Origin of the sequence: Natronomonas sp., assembly GCF_046483325.1 — an archaeon.
Taxonomy (GTDB): Archaea; Halobacteriota; Halobacteria; order Halobacteriales; family Haloarculaceae; genus Natronomonas.
On the sequence record NZ_JAWODL010000038.1, the window covers coordinates 51,909 to 67,230 of the forward strand.

Here is a 15,322-nt window from a genome sequence, read left to right on the forward strand (position 1 = left end):
CCGCTCATTTATATACAAAGACGGGACCAGACCCCCCGTGCCATCCCGTGGACTCACTCCCGTCGTCGGCGTCGTCTGTCTGCTCGCGGTGACGGTCCTCCTCGCCGTCACGGTGGGTGCGACCGCCTCGATCGACCCCCCCGCGGAGCCGACCGTCGCCGCGTTCGAGTTGACCGTCGATTCCACCGGTGAGCTGCGGGTGATACACCTCTCCGGCGACGCGATCGATCCCGACGACCTCTCGGTTCGCGTTCGGGTCGACGGCGAGTCGCTCGACGAACAGCCGCCCGTACCGTTCTTCTCCGAACGGGGGTTCGAGAGCGCGCCAACGGGGGCGTTCAACAGCGCGACGACGGGCCGTTGGCGGGCGGGTGAGACCGCCTCGCTTCGAGTGGCGGAAACGAACCGACCGACGATCGAGGCGGGCGACACCGTAACCGTTCGGCTCGTCGAGAATGACACGGTGATCGCCACCCTCGATGCGACCGCCTAGACCGGATCCGCCGCGTTGCCGTCGTTCGGAACGCGCGCGATCGTGGTGATCGCCCGGGGCGTGCCGGGCGCGCGCTGTTGGATGTGATGTTCGAACGTCTCGAAGCCGGCCTCGGCGAACATCCGATCCGCCTCTGCCTCGTCGTAAAACAGCATGATAGCGTCGGCGAGTCGCTGAAAGACCGTCGAGTTGGGGTAGTCGGGGCCGACGATCAGGACGGGACCGCCCGGCTTCGTCACCCGGCGAGCCTCGCGAAGGGCGGCGACGGGATCCGGCCAGTACTCGATCGATCCCGACGACCAGTAGGCGTCGAACGAATCGTCGGCGAAGGGGAGCCGTTCGGCGTCGCCACGGTGGAACTTCACGGAACCCCGCTTGCCGAACTTCGCGTAGGCCTTCTCGAGTTGGTGTGCGGACTGATCGAGTCCCCAGACGTCGTCGGTGTAGCTCAACAGTCCCTCGGTCGCGAAGCCGGTCCCACAGCCGACGTCGAGGACGCGATCGCTCGCTTGGATTCCGAACCACTCCAGCGCCTCATCGCGCATCTCCTCGTTCCAGATGAACGGGTTGATCGTGTCGTACACCCGCGAGAGGTATTTATAAAAGAGGCGAGCGCGGGCCTTGTCTTCGAGCACTCCCATTGGAACACTATTGTGGCCCTCGGGGCATAACCCCCCTGATTTTCGCTCCGGCGGCGGGGTGAGAGCCGTGGACGGATCGCACGAATCGTCAACACTCATTACGGGGCCCGCCCACAGACGAAGCATGGCTTTCGACGACATGGACGTCGACACGATCTGGATGGACGGCGAGTTCGTCGACTGGGACGACGCACAGACCCACGTGTTGACCCACTCGCTCCACTACGGAACCGGCGTCTTCGAAGGGGCTCGCTGTTACGACACGGTCGACGGACCGGCGCTGTTTCGCTGGGAGGAACACCTCGACCGGCTCTTCGACTCCGCGAAGGTGCTCGATCACGACATCGATCACACGCGTGAGACGCTCACCGACGCGACGCTGACGCTCATCCGCGAGCAAGGCCTAGAGTCGTGTTACATCCGACCGATCGTCTACTACGGATACAACTCCCTCGGCGTCTCGCCGAAGGACTGCCCGACGCGGACGACCATCGCCTGCTGGCCGTGGGGCGCGTATCTCGGCGAGGAGGCGATCGAGGAGGGCGTCGACGTGATGGTCTCCTCGTGGCGCAAACACGCCTCCAGCCAGTTGCCGACCAACGTGAAGGCGACCGGGCCGTACCTCAACTCGATGCTGGCCGGCGAGGAGGCCCGCAGAAACGGCTACGTCGAAGCGATCGTCCTCAACAAGGGGGGGAACGTCGCGGAGGGCCCCGGCGAGAACATCTTCATGATCAACGACGGCGAGCTGTTCACGACCGGCGTCTCCGAATCGACGCTCGACGGCATCACCCGCGATACGGTCATCGAACTCGCCCGCGACCTCGGCTACACCGTCCACGACGAGGCGTCGATGGGCCGCGGCGAACTGTACACCGCCGACGAACTGTTCTTTACCGGCACCGCCGCCGAGGTGACGCCGATCCGAAGCGTCGACGACATCGAGATCGGCAACGGGAGTCGCGGTCCGATCACCGAGGAGCTCCAACAGCAGTTCTTCGACCTCGTCGAGGGGAAACTCGACCGCTACGGCGAGTGGTTCCTCGAGGTCTAAGCCCGAAGCGAAAAGAGGCGGACTGGATCGATCAGTAAAACGCGACCGGCATGCCGGGCGAATCGTCGCGTTCGATCTTTCGCAGGGCGGCGTCGAAGTCCTCGCGGGTGACTTCCGTTCGGCCGTCGCGGATGGCGAACATCCCGGATTCGGTCGCGAGGCTTTCGAGTTCCGCACCCGAGAAGCCCTCGGTGTCCTCAGCGATCCGTTCGAGATCGACGCCAGGTGCGAGGTTCATCCGACGGGTGTGAATCGACAGAATCTGCGTTCGGCCCTCGACGTCGGGTTCGGGCACCTCGATGAGTCGGTCGAATCGGCCGGGGCGGAGAATCGCCCGATCGAGCATGTCGAAGCGGTTCGTCGCCGCGATGATCGAGATGTCGCCGCGGCGGTCGAAGCCGTCCATCTCGGAGAGCAACTGCATCATCGTCCGCTGGACCTCGGCGTCTCCGGAGGTCTTCGACTCGGTCCGTTTCGAGGCGATCGCATCGATCTCGTCGATGAAGATGATGGCGGGCTCGCGCTCGGCGGCGAGTTCGAAGAGGTCCCGGACCAGCCGTGCGCCCTCGCCGATGAACTTCTGGACGAGTTCGGAGCCGGCCATCTTGATGAACGTCGCGTCCGTTCGGTTCGCGACGGCCTTCGCGAGCATCGTCTTTCCAGTCCCGGGTGGACCGTACAGCAACACGCCGGTCGGCGGGTCGATACCGATCTTCTCGAAGGCTTCGGGGTTCAAAAGCGGATCCTCGACGGCTTCTCTGACCTCAGTGATCTGCGTTTCGAGGCCGCCGATGTCGTCGTAGGTGACGTCCGGCTTTTCGGCGATCTCCATGGCCTGCGCGCGGGCGTCGGTCTCGGCGTCGAGGATCGTCTGAATCGCGAAGGAGTCGTTGATCGCGACCCGATCGCCGGCCTCGAGCTGATCGTACAGTCGCGGCGAGACGTCGGTGAGGACCTCCTGGTTGTTGCCGTGCTGTTTGAGGAGCACCTGATCGTCGGTCAGCTCCTCGACGGTGGCGAGATACAGCGAGGACGTTTTCAGCGCCTCGTTTTCCTTCTGTAGTTCCGTAACGTCCTCGCGGAGTTCGGATTGGCGGTCGCGGGCGAGTTCGAGTTGATTTGAAAGCTCGTCGTGAACCCGTGAAACGTCGACGTAATGCTCCCTGAGTGCGGCCAGACGCTCGTCGACCGGCATGTCGGGGTCGAGGTTGAGCGTCGGGCGGTCCGGGAGCGAGGGGCTATGCGACATTATCGTGCGATAGTCGCCGGAGATTAAAAGGACCTTTGGGTGGGGGAGATGTTTGCGGTACTTGCCAATACGGAGACTACGGCGAATTGTGTCGTTTTAATTACGCCAGGATCCGCGGGCTACGTCAGCGACGCGAACTCATCAACCATCTCGTCGTACGTGTCGATCGCCGCCTCGACCGGCTCGGACGACGACATGTCTATGCCGGCTGTTTCGAGGAGTTCGAGGGGATACTCGTGCGAGCCGGACCGGAGGAATTCTCGGTAGTCCACAGCGGCCGACTCCCCCTCGGTCGCGATCCGATCGACGATGGCGTTTGCGGCGCTGATGCCCGTCGCGTACTGATATACGTAGTAGGCCCGATAGAAGTGCGGGATCCGCATCCACTCGCGGGCGATCCGGTCGTCAACGACGGCGGGATCGTAATAGTCGGCCTTTAGCCCGCCGTAGAGGTCCTCGAGCCGATCCGGCGTCAACGCCTGCCCGTCGAGTTCGAGCTCGTGCGCGCGGTGTTCGAAGTCGGCGAACATCGTCTGTCGAAACAGCGTCGACCGGAAGCGTTCGAGATACTCGTCGAGGACGTGCCTGCGGAACCGATCGTCCTCGACGGTGTCGAGCAGATGGCGGGTCAACAGCGCCTCGTTGACCGTCGAGGCGACCTCGGCGACGAAGATCTCGTAGCCCGAGTAGACGTACGGTTGCGTTTCGCTCGTCAGCTCTGAGTGCATCGAGTGTCCCAGCTCGTGGGCGAGCGTGTACATCGAGACGATGTCATCTTGGTAGTTCATCAGGATGTACGGCTGACTGTCGTAGGTCCCGCCGCTGTAGGCGCCCGACTGTTTGTTCGCCGTCTCGTAGACGTCGACCCACCGCGAATCGAGCCCCTCGGCCATCCGGTCGGCGTACGCGTCACCGAGCGGTTCGACGGCCTCGATGACATACTCCCGCGCGCGGTCGTACCCGACCTCGGGACTCTCACCCTCGGCGAGCGGAGCGTAGAGGTCCCACATCTGGAGTTCGTCGACGCCCAGCGCATCGCGTTTCAACTCGACGTGTCGATGGAGCACGTCCAAGTTCGACTCGACGGTGTCGACGAGCGTGTCGTAGACGTCGATTGGCACGTTCGGCCCGTCCAGCGCAGCCTGGCGCGCCGACTCGTAGTTTCGCGCGGCGGCCAGTTTCTCGTCGGCCTTGACGCTGTTTTTGTACGCGGTGCCGACGCTGTTTCGGTACTCCGCCCACTCGTCGTAGAAGGCCTCGTAAACCCGCCGTCTGAACGCCCTATCGGAGTGTTTCTGCAGTTTCGCGAAGTTCGACAACGTGATCTGCCGCTCGTCACCGTCGGGGCCCTCGACCGTCGGGAAGGTCATGTCGGCGTTGGTCAGCATGTTGTACACGTCGCCTGCGGCCCCCGTCACTTCGCTCAGATCGGCGAGTAACGCCTCGATCTCCGCCGATCGGGTGTGGGGCTTCATCCTCAACACGTCGTGGAAGTAGTGTTCGTAGGGTTCGAGGTCGGGGCACCTCCCGATGAATGTCGAGAGGGTCTCGCGGTCTGCGTCCTGAAGCTCCGGTTCGATGAAACTCGCTGCGCTGGAGGCGTTGGCCGCGAGCGACTGTGAGCGAGCCGTCAGCGCTTGATAGCGTTGATTCGTCGTGTCCTCGTCGCGACGCATCCGCGCGTAGGCGGCGACGTTCGAGACCTCGCGCATGATCGACTCCTGGAGGTCGAGGATCTCCGCGAGCGTCGCCGCGCTTTCGGTGACGCGACCCTCGTAGGCCGATAGCTCGTCGATCCGGTCGGCCGCCGTCTCGTAGGCGTCCTCCCACTCGTCATCGTCGACGAACAGGTCGGCCAGATCCCAGATGTACTCCTCGGCGATGTCGCTCCGCTCGGGAACCGAACTCATACCCGCGTTACGGACAGCATCGTCCTAAACCCGTCGTCGTCGGGCGAAGATCGATAACCGACTACGGCTCGTCGTTCAACAACGACCCGGCGACGCGGGCGGTCGCGAGCCGCCGCGTTCGACGCCGCTGGAATATCTCGCGGGCGATCGAGTGCGCTTCGGCGTCGAGCTCGAATTCGACACCGGGGTAGGACACGTCGAGAAGCACGAGCGGTTCGGGGGAGGCTGGGGCGATTCCTTCCGGCCCCGAAAGCGGCTTCGGGCCGAGCGCGCGATCGATAAACGCCGGCTCACGGAGCTCAAGTGCGACCGACTCGATCCCCGTGACGAGCCGACGGACGAGCTGTCGGGCGAAGCCGCCCGCCCGACAGTCGATCACCAGGAACTCGCCGTCGCGTCGGATCGAAACCGAGAGGTCCCGAACCGTGCCGGAGTCGTCCGGCGTGAAATTGTGAAAGTCGCGTTCGCCGGATAGCCGCCGGCAGGCGTCCCGCGCCAGTTCGTCGTCGGCCGTCGACGCGTGGAGGAAGTACCGATAGCGTCGCTCCGTGGCGTCGTGCGTTGCGTGAAACGCCCCGATCACGTCGGCGGCGGCCCACGCGCGGATCGACGCCGGGAGCTCGCTGTTGAACGCGCGCGCCGAGAGCCACGCCGGCGCGTCGAAGGCGACCGTCTGGGCGCGCGCCGACACGCCGGCGTCGGTCCGACCGGCGGCCGCGTAGTCGACCGGGGCGCCGCCGTCGAACTCGATGCCGAGCGCGCGGAGCCCCGCGAAGATCGCGTTCTCGACCGTCTCGCCGTGCGGCTGGCGCTGGAAGCCGCTATAGTCGGAGCCGTCGTAGGCCACTCGGAAAGCGCGCATACTCTCGCGGTGTCGGTCGGGGCGGTTATATATGCTGTTCGCGCGCGTTCGCACCAACCAGCCGCCGCAATCCGGCTTCGAGATCGACGTCCGGTTCGTAGTTCAGTACCCGCCGTGCCCGGGAGATGTCGGCCCGGCTGTGATCGATATCGCCCTCGCGCGGATCCGTGTTGACGATCTCGGAGTCGCTGTCGAGCGCCGAGCGGATCAGTTCGGCCAGCTCGCGGATCGTCACCGACTCGCCCGTGCCGACGTTAAACGCGCGACCGAACGCCTCCGAGTCAGCCGTTGCGGCCGCGAGGTTCGCGGCGACGACGTCGTCGACGTGGACGAAATCCCGCGTCTGGGTGCCGTCGCCGTGGACCGTGATCGGCTCGCGTTCGCGTGCCTGCCGGCGGAACACGTCGATGACGCCCGCGTAATCGCCGGTCGTTCCGCCCGGCCCGTAGACGTTGAAGTATCGCAGAGCGACCGTCTCCAGCCCGTAGAGGTCGGCGTACAGTCGGGTGTAGTGGTCGGCGGTCAGTTTGTCGACGCCGTACGGCGAGGTCGGTTCGAGCGGATGCCCCTCGTCGATCGGCGTCCGTTCGGGCCGGCCGTAGATCGCCGCACTGGAGGCCACAACGACTCGAACGTCGTGCGTTCGGGCGGCGTCGAGGACGTTCACCGTTCCCGTCGCGGTCGTCTCGTGGCTCACGGTCGGCCGTTCGACCGACTCGGCGACGCTGACGAGCGCGGCCTCGTGAAAGACGACGTCGCGTCCTTCGACGGCTGCCGCGACGGCGTCCGAGTCGCGGACATCGCCTTCGATCACCTCGCAGTCGGGGTGTGGCGCCTCCGGAACGATATCGAAGATCGCCACGTCGTTGTCGTCGACGAGCGTTCGTGCGATGTGGCCGCCGATAAATCCCGCCCCGCCAGTGACGAGCACCGAAGCGTTCTGCATTGTGTGTTCTCCGGGGGGGGAGATCGTGATAAGTATTCGGAGCCTACCGCTCGAAATACGCGGTTAACCGATCAGCGGCCTCCTCCGCTCGTGGCGTCACGATCACGAACCGGAACCACTGAGCGCGCGAGTCGCCGAAGACGTCCCCGGGCATGCCGGCGACCCCGGCCTCGTCGATCAACCGCTCCGTATTTTCGAGTGTTCCTGGATACCCGTCGAAGCGCGCCATCACGTAGAAGCCGCCTTTCGGGCGCGCTGTACTCGGCGCCCGCGCGATCAAGGGCCGCACAGAACGTCCCGATCCGCTCGTCAAGCAACCGTCGATTTCGCTCGTAGTACGACTCGGGTGTCTCCCGAAGCGCGTCGAGGGCCGCCCGCTGGGCAGGCCGCGAACCGGCGACGTTGACGAGCATGTGTCTCGTCCGGACGACGTCAGTCAGTGTCGCGGGATATATGCCGTAGCCGACCCGAAACCCGGTGATCGCCATCGATTTCGAGAACGCGTTGGTGACGACGAGGTTCTCGGAGTCCAACGAGAGGGCCGTCTCGAACGCTCCCTCGTCGTAAACGAACCGATTGTACACCTCGTCGGAGACGAGCAACGCATCGGACGCCTCCGCGATCGCGGCGAGTTCGCGTTTCCTTTCCCGACCGTAGACGCCGCCGGTCGGGTTGTTCGGCGAGTTGATCACGATCGCCGCGGTGTCCTCGTCCACCGCGTCCCGGATGGCAACGGGATCGAGCGTCCCGTCCGGGTCGCTCGACACGAACGTCGGCGTCGCGTCGAGCATCTCCGTGCGCTTGTGGTAGTAGGGATAGACTGGATCGGCCATGGCGATCTCGTCGGGCGATCTCCTCTCTGAGGGCCACCAGACCGTCGCTCGGCGGAGACTGGAACTCGTCGGGCGTCCCGTCCGCGTACGCTTTCAGTCCGGTCCGAAGCGCATCGGGCGGCTCCCAGTCGGGGTTACCCGACACCATATCGACCACGTCCCGCTCGGCCTCGGCCGCGTACTTCATCAGGTGGAAAAACAGCGGCCGTTCGTAGTCGTCCATGCCGGCGCCTGGCGCGGTCCGTACCTCGGTCTATCGCTTTTGCATCGGTGACAATGTTGGGTCTACAGTCGCGCGGTTTCAAGTCCGCGGCGACCGTCCACCGCACATGGCAATCGAAGAATCGGTCGGCGACGCCCTCCGCGAATGCGGGGAGTTCGTCGCGACCGCCGAATCCTGTACGGGCGGGCTCATCGGATCGCTGCTCACGGACGTGGCGGGGTCGAGCGACTACTTCGACCGATCGGTCGTCACCTACAGCTACGACGCCAAACTCCAGTCGCTCGCCGTCCCCCGGGAGTTGCTCGACGGGGAGGGCGCGGTCAGCGAACCGGTCGCAGAGGCGATGGCTCGCGGTGTCCGAGATACGGCCGACGTGACCTGGGGCGTCGCGACGACGGGGATCGCTGGACCGACCGGCGGAACCGCCGAGAAACCGGTCGGGACGGCCTACATCGGCGTCGCGTACGCCGACGGGTGGGGAACCGGCGGATCGTGGTGTCGGGTCGAGCGGTACGGCTTCGACGGGAGTCGAAGGGAGATCAAACGCAAGATCGCCGAGCAGGCGCTCTCAGATCTACTCGCCGCGGTCGAGTCGGTCTGACGCCACCGCGTAGCGAATACCCTTTTATCACGGCGGGTATTCGGCCGGTATGAACAAGGAGGGACACGTTCTCAACGCCGCGCTCTTGGGGATCGGCCTCGGTTTCGTTCTCGAACCGTCCGGGACGGTCGAGACGCTTCGGACCGTCGTCGCCGTGACGATTCCGGTCACGCTCGGCGCGCTGTTTCCGGACGTCGATACCGCCTTCGGCAAGCACCGCAAGACGCTGCACAACCTCCCGGTACTCGCGATATTCGCGGCGTTTCCGCTCGTGTTCGAAAACCTCAGCTACGTCTGGATCGGCGTGCTCACCCACTACGTCCTCGATTATCTCGGCAGTCGGCGCGGAATCGCGCTGTTTTATCCGCTGTCGAGCCAGGAGTACGGGTTCCCTTCGGGCGTGACGACGTCGAGTCGGTTCGCGAACGTGGTCACGTTGGTCGTCACGGGCGTCGAGTTGGCTGCCGCGTTCGCGATCGTTCACGTCCTCCCCGAGTACGTCGACCTAAGTGGCGTCGCGGCTCCGCTCCCGATCTAGTCCGTATCCATATACACGCTCACGGCGTCGAAACGCCCCCCGTAGGCGATGTGCTCCGGATGCGTCGGCTCCGTTCCGGACAGAAAGAGCCGGTCGACCTTTCCCCAGCTGTTTTCATAAAAGAGGTGGGCGAACTCCGCGACGCACCGCACCCGGTGTCGCGGACCCGACCGATGGTACACCGAACGCGACACGCCGTCACGAAGCGCCGCAACGACCTCGGAGACGGTCTCGAATGACCCATCGAAGGCCGTCCACACCTCGCCGACGGTGTTCGGGAGATGGGCGTACGACGAACCGAACGCCGGGAGATCGAACGTTGCGGCGAGTTCGCGGGCGCGTTCGGCGTGCCCTGCAAGGTATTTCGGATTGTACACCTCGATGCCGTGAATTCGGTCGCGATGGGCGCGGATGTCATGTGCTTCGAGGCTAACAGTGGCGAACTCCGGATGCGGCACGAGGACGGTCGCACCCTGCCGTTTGAACTCGGCCATCGCCCCTTCGAGCGTGATGAAATCCGGAACCGGCTCGGAGAGGCCAAGTGCCAGCACGTGTTTTCGGTTCCGCCAATCGCCGGTGAACACCTCACGACCGGGCACGATCAAAAGCTCGTCGTCGGTGAATCGCTCGGCGCGAGCGCGGATCTCCGGCAGGCGGACGAAGTGCGGCGCGTAGACGATGGCGTCCAACCCACGCGCTTTCGCCCGCTCGACCACCTCCTCGCCGAGTACCTTCACGTGTGCGTCGAGACGAAACCGATACATATCCGCAACGGCGGGCGCAGGGGCGTTATCGGTTGCGATTCTGTACGAAAGGTTTTATGTCAAGACCACGACGGGCCGCGTATGTGGGAGTGTGCCATCGGCGACTGCGATTACGCGACTGATAACGCCGAGGATCTGCTCGTTCATCAGGCAAACGAACACGAACGACACCGGTGTGCCGTCTGCGGAACGACCGTCCCGGACGGCTACTTCGCGATCCGACACGCCTTTTCGGAGCACTCGCGGGCCGAGTATCTCCGCAGTTACGAGGCCGATACAGACGACATTCGGCTTCGCGAGACGGCGATCACGGAGGTCGAAGCCGAAGCCGACATCGAAGCGGTAGTGCGACGACTCGGCGGCGACAAACGGGAAACAGCCACCGAAGCCTGAGAAACAGCGAACCGATCCTACCGTTCGTCGGAGTCGAGAACGCGTATCTGGTCGCCGCGAACGGTGACCGGAATCGGGACCGTCGCCTCGTACAGTTCGACGGTGACCTGGTCCTTTCCTTCGTCGATCCGCTGGACGCGCGCCTTCTCGCCTTTGAACGGACCGGCGATCAGTTCGACGATGTCACCCTCCGCGATGCCCTCGACGTCCGGTTTCGGACTGAGGAAGTGTTCGATCTCGCTGAACGGCGAAGGGCGATCGGAAACCAGCGTTCTGGCGTGCGGTATGTCCTCGAGCGCCCGTTCGATGACCCCCGTGTCGTCGGCTTCGACCATCACGTAACTCGTGAGCGCGTCCGGCGCGAGCGCGGCGTGGATCGACGACTCCTCGCGGTTGATGAGCATGTCCGCGACGGTGCGCTCTTGGCTCGCCGTCGTCTTGATCGCGTAGATCGACATCACGGACCACCCGGGACGAAGGTCATGATCGCGAAGATGACGAAGCCGATGAAGCCGACGAGCAGGATGCCGAGCCCCGAGATCGTCGAGATCTTCGAGAACTCGTCCCACGAGGGCGTGCTCGCGAGTTTCAACACGCGAACGTACGATGTGAGGTCAGTGGGCGTATTCATACTGACCCGTTCCGTCTCCGGGGTTTTCTACCTGTTGATCCGTACAGGAGTCGTTTCCGAACGGGAGTTCGCACCGAGCGGCGATCACTCGACGAAGTCGATGTCGTCGCCGCCCGCGGTGACCGCGCGCTCCTGTTCGGCCTCGCTCTTGCCGTATATTTGGGGGCTCTCGACGCCCGTGACGACGATCATCGTCTCCATCTTGCCGTCGAACTCGGGGTTGACCGAGGCGCCCCAGATGATGCGCGCGTCGGGGTCGATGCGGTCGTAGATCTCCTCGACGACGCCCTCGGCTTCCTCGATCGACATGTCGGGGCCGCCGACGACGTTGACGAGCGCGCTCTGTGCGCCGTCGAACTCGACGTCGAGAAGCGGTGAGCGAAGCGCAGAGCGGATCGAATCCTGCGCTTTGTTCTCCGAATCGGATTCGCCCAGCCCGATCATGGCGACGCCGCCGTTCTCCATGATCGTCTTCACGTCGGCGAAATCGACGTTGACGAGGCCGGGCTTCGTGATGAGTTCGGTCATCCCCTTCACCGAGCGCATGAGAACGCGATCGCAGATCTTGAACGCGTCCTGCAGCGGCATGTTGGGCGCGTAATCGAGCAGTCTGTCGTTGGGGATCACGATGACCGTGTCGGCGACGGCTCGGAGTCGCTCCAGACCGGCGTCGGCGTTCGCTCGCCGACGTTCGCCCTCCGCGGTGAACGGAATCGTCACGATGGCGATGGTGAGCGCGCCCTGATCCTGGGCGGCCTGTGCGACGACGGGGGCCGAACCGGTGCCGGTTCCGCCGCCGAGTCCGGCGGTGATAAAGACCATATCGGAACCGTCGATGGAGTTGTTGATGTCCTCTAAGTTCTCTTGGGCGGCCTCCTCGCCGATCTTCGGGACCGAACCCGCGCCGCGGCCGCCGGTTCGCTGTCGGCCGATGAGGATTTTCTCGTCGGCGTCGACCTCCGTGGCGAGGTGTTGGGCGTCGGTGTTCGCCGCGACCAGTTTCGCGCCGTGAATGCCGGCGTCGGCCATCCGAGTGACGGTGTTACCGCCGGCCCCGCCGCAGCCGACGACAGTGATCTTCGTTTCGAGGTCCTTGACGACCTCCGCGAGTTCCTCGTCGGTCATCGTTCCGGAGCCTTTCACGTCGGAAGTCGTTTCCGCCGTGGCGGACGTGGCCTCCCCGGCGGGGGCCTCCCCATCCTCCTCGGCCTCTTCGATAGCGTCCTCGATAATCGAGTCCATTGTCGCCGTTGTAGCGTACGCGCATAAAGTATCTTTCCCTGGCCGTCAGACGGCGGTCAGACGTTCGCCCGGCCACCGGGGTGCGCGCCACAATATAAACCAAATAATGAGATATCAATTCAGAGTCGGCGACGGTTCGTCGGTGACGAGGTGTCGATCGGACGTCGAGACGCTGGGCGGGAGTAGGCCTATCAGTCTACGAACTGAACACGACGCCTATGCCCGATCCGCCGCACAGACTGGAGTCAGAGCGCGTTCTCGAGGATCTCGGCTCACAGCCGGACGGGTTATCGAGTGCCGAAGCTCGGCGACGACTCGAGACGCACGGGGAGAACGATCTCGTCCACGACGGCGGGCGGTCACCGCTCGAGATCGTTCTCGAACAGTTCGACAGCGTTCTGATCTGGGTTCTCGTGGCCGCCGTCGGGCTCTCGATCTGGGTTGGCCACGCGATCGATGCGGTCCTGATCGCGATCATCGTGGCAGCGAACGGAGTATTCGGGTTCTTACAGGACTATCGGGCCGAGCGGAGTCTCCAGTCGCTCCGCGACATGGCCGCGCCGACCGCCGCGGTCAGACGGGACGGCGACCTCCGTGACATCGACGCGTCCGACCTCGTCCCCGGAGACGTGATCGTTTTGAGCAGCGGCGACGTCGTTCCGGCCGATAGCCGGTTGCTCGACGCGACCGATCTCGAGACCGACGAGGCGGCGCTGACCGGCGAGAGCGTTCCGGTCTCGAAATCGACGGCCCCGGTCGAACCGAAGACGCCGCTGGCGGAGCGGAGGAGCATGATTTATAAAGGAACGAACGTCAGCCGCGGCAAGGGCGTCGCCGTCGTCACCGAGACAGGGATGGAGACGGAAGTCGGCGAAATCGCCCAACGGCTCGCGACGACGCAGAAGAGGAAAACGCCGCTTCAAAGCGAACTGGACGAGTTGGGTCGCAAACTCGGAATCGGCGTGCTCATCCTCTCGGCGTTTGTCGCACCGCTTTTGTTCCTTCGTGGAACGTCGCCGGTGCAGGCCGCACTTACCGCGGTATCGCTCGCCGTCGCCGCGGTTCCGGAAGGTTTGCCGGCGGTCGTCACGCTCACGCTTGCACTCGGCGTCCGGATGATGTCCGACGAGCGAGCGCTCGTCCGTCGGCTTCCGGCCGTCGAAGCGCTCGGTTCCGTCGACGTCATCTGTACGGACAAAACGGGGACGCTCACGAAGGGGCAGATGACGGTCGACAAACTCTGGATGGACGAGGCGGTCGTCGACGTGACCGACGCCCCGGATCCTCCCTCGAAACGGGAGGAACTGCTCTTGAAGATCGGTGTGCTCTGTAACGATTCGACCCTCGAAGACGGCGATCCGACCGAGCAGGCACTCCTGGAGGTGGCCGACCGGCGAGGGATAGACATCGGAGACCTAAAAAAAGAACACCCGAGAACTGACGAAGTGCCCTTTTCCTCCGAGCGAAAGTGGATGGGGACGCTCCACGGCGACGTCGGATACGTCAAAGGCGCACCAGAGGTCGTCGTTGAGAACTGCGACCGAATACTGACCGCCGAGGGCCCTGTCGACCTGACTAACGACGTTCGCGACGGGATCGAAACGACCGTTCGGGAGTTCGGCGACGACGCGCTTCGCGTTCTGGCGATGGCGTACCGCGAGGAACCGACGAACGTCGAGGATCTCGCGGAGGGACTGACCTTCGTAGGGCTGTCCGGGATGATCGACCCACCGCGTGAGGAGGTCGCCGACGCCATCGCCGCGACGACGCACGCCGGTATCGCCGTGAAGATGGTGACCGGCGACAATGTGCGGACCGCCCGCGCGATCGCGGACGCGCTCGGGATCGGCACCGAAGTGTTGGAAGGCAGTGAGATCGAACGGATGGACGAAGGGACGCTCCGGGATCACGTCGAATCCGTCGACGTGTTCGCTCGGACGTCGCCGGAACACAAAGTTCGCATTCTCCGTGCGCTGCAGGACCTCGGCCACGAAGTCGCGATGACCGGCGACGGCGTCAACGACGCACCGGCGTTGAAAGGCGCCGACGTCGGCGTCGCGATGGGGATTCGTGGCACCGACGTCGCGAGACAGGCGGCGGACATCGTCCTCTTGGACGACAACTACGAGACGATCGAACGCGCCGTCGAACGCGGGAGAGCGATCTTCGACAACATCTGGAAGTTCGTCGCATACCTACTCAGCGCGAACGTCGCTGAGGTCGCGCTCGTGTTTATTGCTTCGCTGTACGGCTACCTCATTCTGCCGGCCGTCCAGTTGCTCTGGATCAACCTGTTGACCGACGGACTGCCGGCGCTGGCGCTCGGTGCCGATCCGAAAAGCGAAGGCGTGATGAACCGACCGCCGCGCGACCCCGAGCGGGGGATCATCGGCCGTCGAATGTTCGGGGTGATCGGCGCTACCGGGGGCGTCACGACCGTCTTGATGCTCGCGCTCATGGTTTTCACCCTCGACGGGGCAGACGTCGTCACGCCGTACGCGATGACGATGGTCTTCACCGGCTTCGTCTTCCTCGAGTTCGAGAAGCTCTACGTCATCCGCTGGCTGCGCGAGACGCCGACGCTGTCGAACCCGTGGCTCGTGGTCGCGGTCGCCGGATCGATCGGCCTCCAGTTCGCCGTACTGTATACGCCCCTCAACCGATATTTCGGAACGGTCCCGCTCGATCCGACGGACTGGGGTATCATCGCCGTCGTGCTCGTCGTTTGCCTCCCGGTCTATCTCGCGATCGCCGCGCTCATCAGGCGGAGCACTCGGAAAGACCCGTCCCGTCACCGCCCGCCCGCCCATCGATGACACGACGGACTCGAAACTAAGGACGCGGGGATCGATGTTCGCCTTACGAGCCCGGATACACGGCATCTCGTCTTCGAGTGAGAGACCGATCGAGCGAATCAAACCGCCCCAGAATCGCTGAACAGT

Annotated in this window: 15 protein-coding genes and 1 pseudogene; 6 read left to right on the top strand and 10 right to left on the bottom strand. The window is 64.4% G+C overall.

What is annotated here, in order from left to right:
- The first annotated feature begins 37 nt into the window (after positions 1-37).
- Positions 38-493 (top strand): type IV pilin N-terminal domain-containing protein, encoded by a 456-nt coding sequence (locus R6U53_RS10605; protein ID WP_410322334.1) that lies wholly within the window; start codon positions 38-40, stop codon positions 491-493.
- Here the strand turns inward: R6U53_RS10605 and R6U53_RS10610 are convergent.
- Positions 490-1,134: a methyltransferase domain-containing protein gene (locus tag R6U53_RS10610; protein WP_410322335.1), complete on the bottom strand. Its 645-nt coding sequence runs from the start codon at positions 1,132-1,134 to the stop codon at positions 490-492. The genes R6U53_RS10605 and R6U53_RS10610 overlap by 4 nt on opposite strands.
- A gap of 124 nt (positions 1,135-1,258) precedes the next feature.
- Here R6U53_RS10610 and R6U53_RS10615 point away from each other — a divergent pair, with 124 nt between their 5' ends.
- The gene (locus tag R6U53_RS10615) at positions 1,259-2,188 is read left to right on the top strand and encodes a branched-chain amino acid transaminase (RefSeq protein WP_410322336.1); all 930 of its coding nucleotides are present in this window, start codon (positions 1,259-1,261) and stop codon (positions 2,186-2,188) included.
- Positions 2,189-2,219: 31 nt separating this feature from the next.
- Here the strand turns inward: R6U53_RS10615 and pan2 are convergent, their stop codons facing one another.
- The 5 genes and pseudogenes from pan2 to R6U53_RS10640 form a co-directional block, all read right to left on the bottom strand.
- A complete protein-coding gene (pan2, locus tag R6U53_RS10620; RefSeq protein WP_410322337.1) occupies positions 2,220-3,437 on the bottom strand; it encodes a proteasome-activating nucleotidase Pan2 in 1,218 nt (405 codons plus the stop codon).
- Positions 3,438-3,556: 119 nt separating this feature from the next.
- Complete coding sequence (gene pepF / locus R6U53_RS10625) at positions 3,557-5,347, bottom strand: oligoendopeptidase F (protein ID WP_410322338.1); 1,791 nt, start codon at positions 5,345-5,347, stop codon at positions 3,557-3,559.
- A 61-nt stretch (positions 5,348-5,408) separates the two neighbouring features.
- Positions 5,409-6,209 (bottom strand): tRNA pseudouridine(38-40) synthase TruA, encoded by an 801-nt coding sequence (gene truA, locus R6U53_RS10630; protein ID WP_410322339.1) that lies wholly within the window; start codon positions 6,207-6,209, stop codon positions 5,409-5,411.
- A gap of 25 nt (positions 6,210-6,234) precedes the next feature.
- On the bottom strand, positions 6,235-7,155 hold the full coding sequence (locus tag R6U53_RS10635; protein WP_410322340.1) for an NAD-dependent epimerase/dehydratase family protein: 921 nt from the start codon (positions 7,153-7,155) through the stop codon (positions 6,235-6,237).
- A gap of 43 nt (positions 7,156-7,198) precedes the next feature.
- A pseudogene (locus tag R6U53_RS10640) lies at positions 7,199-8,211 on the bottom strand (pyridoxal phosphate-dependent aminotransferase).
- A gap of 106 nt (positions 8,212-8,317) precedes the next feature.
- Here R6U53_RS10640 and R6U53_RS10645 point away from each other — a divergent pair.
- Together R6U53_RS10645 and R6U53_RS10650 are read left to right on the top strand one after the other, a co-directional pair.
- Positions 8,318-8,812, top strand: coding sequence for a CinA family protein (locus R6U53_RS10645; protein ID WP_410322341.1), 495 nt, complete (start codon positions 8,318-8,320; stop codon positions 8,810-8,812).
- Between the two features lie 49 nt (positions 8,813-8,861).
- Positions 8,862-9,350 (top strand): metal-dependent hydrolase, encoded by a 489-nt coding sequence (locus R6U53_RS10650; RefSeq protein WP_410322342.1) that lies wholly within the window; start codon positions 8,862-8,864, stop codon positions 9,348-9,350.
- Here R6U53_RS10650 and R6U53_RS10655 read toward each other — a convergent pair.
- Positions 9,347-10,114, bottom strand: coding sequence for a PHP-associated domain-containing protein (locus tag R6U53_RS10655; protein WP_410322343.1), 768 nt, complete (start codon positions 10,112-10,114; stop codon positions 9,347-9,349). The two genes, R6U53_RS10650 and R6U53_RS10655, sit on opposite strands and share 4 nt — an antisense overlap.
- Positions 10,115-10,195: 81 nt before the next feature.
- Between R6U53_RS10655 and R6U53_RS10660 the strand changes: the two genes are divergently transcribed.
- Positions 10,196-10,507 carry a hypothetical protein gene (locus R6U53_RS10660; protein ID WP_410322344.1) on the top strand — a complete coding sequence of 104 codons (312 nt, stop codon included), beginning with the start codon at positions 10,196-10,198 and terminating at the stop codon, positions 10,505-10,507.
- A 17-nt stretch (positions 10,508-10,524) separates the two neighbouring features.
- On the opposite strand, the gene R6U53_RS10665 is transcribed toward R6U53_RS10660, so the two are convergent.
- From R6U53_RS10665 to ftsZ, 3 genes are all read right to left on the bottom strand, one after another.
- Entirely contained in the window at positions 10,525-10,965 is a 441-nt protein-coding gene (locus R6U53_RS10665) for a transcription elongation factor Spt5 (RefSeq protein ID WP_410322345.1), read from the bottom strand.
- Complete coding sequence (locus tag R6U53_RS10670) at positions 10,965-11,138, bottom strand: protein translocase SEC61 complex subunit gamma (protein ID WP_410322346.1); 174 nt, start codon at positions 11,136-11,138, stop codon at positions 10,965-10,967. Before R6U53_RS10670 ends, R6U53_RS10665 begins: the two co-directional genes overlap by 1 nt.
- Before the next feature lie 84 nt (positions 11,139-11,222).
- A complete protein-coding gene (gene ftsZ, locus R6U53_RS10675) occupies positions 11,223-12,380 on the bottom strand; it encodes a cell division protein FtsZ (RefSeq protein WP_410322347.1) in 1,158 nt (385 codons plus the stop codon).
- Between the two features lie 218 nt (positions 12,381-12,598).
- Here ftsZ and R6U53_RS10680 point away from each other — a divergent pair, with 218 nt between their 5' ends.
- Positions 12,599-15,196 (top strand): calcium-translocating P-type ATPase, PMCA-type, encoded by a 2,598-nt coding sequence (locus R6U53_RS10680; protein ID WP_410322348.1) that lies wholly within the window; start codon positions 12,599-12,601, stop codon positions 15,194-15,196.
- Positions 15,197-15,322 lie beyond the last annotated feature (126 nt).

Coding starts and splice junctions, on each gene's coding strand:
- R6U53_RS10610 (WP_410322335.1), bottom strand. CDS start 1,134: ATGGGAGTGCTCGAAGACAAGGCCCGCGCTCGCCTCTTTTATAAATAC.
- R6U53_RS10615 (WP_410322336.1), top strand. CDS start 1,259: ATGGCTTTCGACGACATGGACGTCGACACGATCTGGATGGACGGCGAG.
- pan2 (WP_410322337.1), bottom strand. CDS start 3,437: ATGTCGCATAGCCCCTCGCTCCCGGACCGCCCGACGCTCAACCTCGAC.
- pepF (WP_410322338.1), bottom strand. CDS start 5,347: ATGAGTTCGGTTCCCGAGCGGAGCGACATCGCCGAGGAGTACATCTGG.
- truA (WP_410322339.1), bottom strand. CDS start 6,209: ATGCGCGCTTTCCGAGTGGCCTACGACGGCTCCGACTATAGCGGCTTC.
- R6U53_RS10635 (WP_410322340.1), bottom strand. CDS start 7,155: ATGCAGAACGCTTCGGTGCTCGTCACTGGCGGGGCGGGATTTATCGGC.
- R6U53_RS10645 (WP_410322341.1), top strand. CDS start 8,318: ATGGCAATCGAAGAATCGGTCGGCGACGCCCTCCGCGAATGCGGGGAG.
- R6U53_RS10650 (WP_410322342.1), top strand. CDS start 8,862: ATGAACAAGGAGGGACACGTTCTCAACGCCGCGCTCTTGGGGATCGGC.
- R6U53_RS10655 (WP_410322343.1), bottom strand. CDS start 10,114: ATGTATCGGTTTCGTCTCGACGCACACGTGAAGGTACTCGGCGAGGAG.
- R6U53_RS10660 (WP_410322344.1), top strand. CDS start 10,196: ATGTGGGAGTGTGCCATCGGCGACTGCGATTACGCGACTGATAACGCC.
- R6U53_RS10665 (WP_410322345.1), bottom strand. CDS start 10,965: ATGTCGATCTACGCGATCAAGACGACGGCGAGCCAAGAGCGCACCGTC.
- R6U53_RS10670 (WP_410322346.1), bottom strand. CDS start 11,138: ATGAATACGCCCACTGACCTCACATCGTACGTTCGCGTGTTGAAACTC.
- ftsZ (WP_410322347.1), bottom strand. CDS start 12,380: ATGGACTCGATTATCGAGGACGCTATCGAAGAGGCCGAGGAGGATGGG.
- R6U53_RS10680 (WP_410322348.1), top strand. CDS start 12,599: ATGCCCGATCCGCCGCACAGACTGGAGTCAGAGCGCGTTCTCGAGGAT.